This window comes from Phyllobacterium sp., assembly GCF_037994405.1.
Lineage (GTDB): Bacteria > Pseudomonadota > Alphaproteobacteria > Rhizobiales > Rhizobiaceae > Phyllobacterium.
Window position 1 is genome coordinate 1 of record NZ_JBBNAN010000149.1, and the last position, 3,944, is coordinate 3,944.

Here is a 3,944-nt window from a genome sequence, read left to right on the forward strand (position 1 = left end):
ACCTTGATATGTTTCGAAGTGGCCGCGCGCGAGATAGCGAAGGGGTCCGCAAGTTGGCCTACCGTTCGCTCGCCACTCGTGAGTTCGCGAAGCATCCGTCGGTGCGTTGCGTCGCCGAGGGCGTGAAGGACGGAGATCATCTGGGGTGCATATAATTCAACCATATGGTTAAATATAGACGCAAGCTTTCATTTAGTCAACCGATTGGTTGAATGATTGACTGGCCTTGGGAATGTCATCGCTTATGCAGACAAAGCGGAATCGTTTCCCCAACGAATGCGGTTTGCTGGCGCTGAACGTGCCGTTGACTTTGTGGGTTATGAGAGGAGAATGTCTCCCATGCCTCGCCACGTAACGTAAGGGGCGACTACCATGACAATCGCAACGAAACTTCAAAACTATATCGACAGCCAAGGTATTGCCTACGACACCGTCGCTCATCACCGCACGGCGACAACGAGCCAGTCGGCGCAAGCGGCTCATGTTCCAGGAAGCAGGCTGGCCAAATCCGTGGTCGTGCATCACGAAACGGGGTACGTCCTGGCCGTTGTGCCGAGCACGCACCGGATCGAGCTTTCTACATTGCAGGATGTAATGGACAAGCGTCTTGGTCTCGCGTCAGAGGAGGAGGTCAGCTCGCTCTTCGCCGATTGCGACATTGGCGCAGTGCCGCCCATCGGATCGGCCTATGATGTGCCGATGATCGTCGACGAAAGCCTTGGCGACGCCAGCGACGTCTATTTCGAAGCTGGTGACCACAAAACACTGGTGCACGTTAGCGGACCTGACTTTCGCAGCCTGATGAAGGATGCGCGGGTCGCACGCTTCAGCCACCGATCGTAAATGCCGCGATCCTGGGTCGCGCGCCTCATGGAACTAGTTTGAGTTCCGGAAGTAAAGGAACTCAAGACAGAAGGGCTGGTATGATCATCCTACCGGTGCCATTAGCGCGAGCCCGTTGTAGCGGAGAAAAATAGGGAAACCGTCGAAGCGGAGCCGGTACAGTTCCTGAACTTGTATGATTCCCGATTCAGGCTCACCGTTTTGGCGGAACGGCAAGAACATCGTTTCTAGCCGAAACGGAGGAAATGAATCATGAACGACTTGAGCCTCACGACTTTGGAACCCGGAAAAACGAAGGTAAGCGCCATCTCCATCGAGGCGCTTGGCGCGCAGCTGCGCGGCAGTCTGGTGACTGAAGGCGACGCATCCTATGACGAGATGCGAACTATCTGGAACGCCATGATCGACCGCAGGCCCGGCCTCATTGTACGTTGCGCGGGGGCTGCCGACGTCGTCAGCGCCGTGCGTTTCGCGCGCGACAACGGTCTCCTCGTCGCGGTACGTGGCGGGGGACACAATATTGCTGGCAGCGCGATCTGCAACGGCGGCCTCATGATCGATCTGTCGCAAATGAAATCGGTGCGAGTAAACGCCGCGGCGCAGCGGGCGTGGGTCGAGCCCGGAGCGACGCTTGCCGATGTCGACAAGGAAACGCAGGCCTTCGGATTGGCCGTCCCAACAGGGATCAACTCGACGACCGGCATTGCTGGCCTCACGGTTGGCGGCGGGTTCGGCTGGATCACACGCAAGTTCGGCCTGACGGTAGACAATCTCTTGTCGGCGGATGTGGTTACAGCGGATGGAGAGCTCGTGCGCACCAGCCTGACGGAAAACCCGGACCTGTTCTGGGCAATACGCGGGGGCGGTGGAAATTTCGGCGTAGTCACGGCTTTCGAATTTCAGCTTCACAGGGTTGGGCCGGAGGTCTTATCGGGGCTTGTCGTCCATCCGTTCGCCGATGCCGAGGTAGTTCTTAAACATTACCGCACTGCTCTCGAACTGGCACCTGATGAACTTACCTGTTGGACGGTCATGCGACAGGCGCCGCCGCTTCCTTTCCTGTCGGCAGAGTGGCATGGCAAGGAGGTACTGGTTCTCGCCATGTGCTATTGCGGCGACATTCAGGCGGGAGAGGAGGCGACGGCCCGTCTGCGCGCGATCGGAAAGCCGATCGCCGATGTCGTCGGTCCCACACCGTTCACGGCCTGGCAGGGGGCATTCGATCCCCTGCTCACTCCTGGCGCACGCAATTACTGGAAGAGCCATGATCTTTCTGAACTCTCCGATGCGACGATCGAAATCCTGATAGAGGCCGTGCGCAATCTACCGGGACCGGAATGCGAGATATTTCTCGCCCATGTCGGTGGTGCCGCGGGTCGTGTCGCAGTCGATGCAACCGCGTTTCCGCAGCGAAGCTCGCATTTCGTCATGAACGTGCATGCTCGCTGGCGCGAACCCAAGATGGACGAAACGTGTATCGGCTGGGCGCGTGGTTTATACGAAGCAATAAGACCTCATGCCACGGGAACCGCCTACGTCAACTTCATGCCGGACGACGAGGTAGACCGCGTTGAAGCAGCGTATGGCGGAAACTACCAGCGGCTTGCCGAGACAAAGCGGCGTTACGATCCGCAAAATCTGTTCCGCATGAACCAGAACGTGAAGCCGAAGACAACGTGAGACCGCTCGCTGGTCCTCTCCATTGAGTTGGAATGAGCCCAAGGTTTGGGTTGGAAACGGCGATATGCGGATAGTCCCCAGGTGGTCCGGCGGTTGATCTTGTAGCAGTTTGCTGCATTTGACATTTTGCCTGTGCCGGATCGCTCACAAATCCCCATGCACGCCAGAGGTGCTGCATGGGGAGTATTTCTGCAGTGTGGTATGGTTAGACCCGCCCAATTTTAGAACAGCCGTTCGACGAACAAGGAGGAGAACCATAATGGACGCTGCCGCATTGCGCACGATTCAGACACCGATCAAGGACAGTTACAGAACACGTCCGCAGGACGCGTATATAACGCTGAAGGCGCACGGCACGCTCGACGATCAAAACATCGCTTGCAAAGTGGAGACTGGACGCCTTTTAGCCGTCGCAGGCCTGCATCCAGCGACCGGGGGATCCGGCTTCGAATTATGTTCCGGCAATATGCTGCTCGAAGCACTCGTCGCCTGCGCGGGCGTAACCTTGAAGGCGGTGGCGACCGCGCTGGAGATTCCCCTCAAGTCCGGCGCCGTATCGGCGGAGGGTGATCTTGATTTCCGCGGCACCCTCGGTGTCGCCAAGGACGCACCTGTTGGCTTCACGCAAATCCGCTTAACCTTCGAACTCGAGACTGAAGCGCCTCAAGACAGGATCGACCAGCTTCTCAAGCTCACCGAGCGTTATTGCGTTGTCTACCAGACCCTTCGCAGTTGCCCACCTTTTGAGGTAAAACTACGGCATTTGTGATGCCTGCCCGATCGTCTAAATGCCATTACGATGTTCTTTTTTCTGACCATTTTCGAAGGGACGACAAAAGTTACGAATAATTTTCCTGACGTGCATTAAGCTCCTTTTTTGTAAATAATGCAGTCCTGTTGATGATGAACACCGACCAACCGCCAGCAGCAACCACCCTGTCGCTGCAAGATCTGATCCTTGCCGACCAACTCATGGCCGTGCGTCGCAGCATGCTCATTTCCGTACCGGTGAGTATTATTCTTGCCCTGACCAGCCTCCTCGTGGCTTTTCACTATGGGCACGCACTGGCTGGACTGCTGTGGTTTTTCGCGTCAACTCTCGTCAACACAGCTCGGATCGTTCTATGTCGCTCTCCCATAAGACGCCTCAGTCCCGATGATCCTGTTGAACCCAAGAACCTAGATCCGGCATCGGTTAAACACCATCTCTTCTTGCAGTCGGCCACAGCAGCGATATCGGGTCTGGTTTGGGCGTTCATCGCAGTGCTGTGCGAGGGCTACACTGCTCCGCAATCAGTCTTCTACTTGGTTGTCCTGTGCGGGATTACAGCGGGCGCAATAACCGCCGGGTTTGCTTATGCGCGAATGCCGATCTGTTACATTGTACCGGTGCTTTTGTCGGTTGCCGGATGCCTGGTCTA

Annotated in this window: 4 protein-coding genes and 1 pseudogene; 4 read left to right on the plus strand and 1 reads right to left on the minus strand. The window is 56.7% G+C overall.

Going from position 1 to position 3,944, the window contains the following annotated elements; all coding sequences use genetic code 11:
- Positions 1-164, minus strand: a 164-nt coding sequence (locus AAAC48_RS09035; protein ID WP_340653862.1) for a helix-turn-helix domain-containing protein, incomplete at its 3' end; no start/stop codon positions are given.
- Positions 165-372: 208 nt separating this feature from the next.
- Here AAAC48_RS09035 and AAAC48_RS09040 point away from each other — a divergent pair.
- The 4 genes and pseudogenes from AAAC48_RS09040 to AAAC48_RS09055 form a co-directional block, all read left to right on the plus strand.
- The gene (locus tag AAAC48_RS09040) at positions 373-843 is read left to right on the plus strand and encodes an aminoacyl-tRNA deacylase (RefSeq protein WP_340653859.1); all 471 of its coding nucleotides are present in this window, start codon (positions 373-375) and stop codon (positions 841-843) included.
- Between the two features lie 252 nt (positions 844-1,095).
- Positions 1,096-2,523, plus strand: coding sequence for an FAD-binding oxidoreductase (locus AAAC48_RS09045; RefSeq protein WP_340653860.1), 1,428 nt, complete (start codon positions 1,096-1,098; stop codon positions 2,521-2,523).
- A 259-nt stretch (positions 2,524-2,782) separates the two neighbouring features.
- The gene (locus tag AAAC48_RS09050; RefSeq protein ID WP_340653861.1) at positions 2,783-3,292 is read left to right on the plus strand and encodes an OsmC family protein; all 510 of its coding nucleotides are present in this window, start codon (positions 2,783-2,785) and stop codon (positions 3,290-3,292) included.
- 131 nt (positions 3,293-3,423) lie between these two features.
- Positions 3,424-3,944, plus strand: a pseudogene (locus tag AAAC48_RS09055) (GGDEF-domain containing protein); the annotation flags it as partial.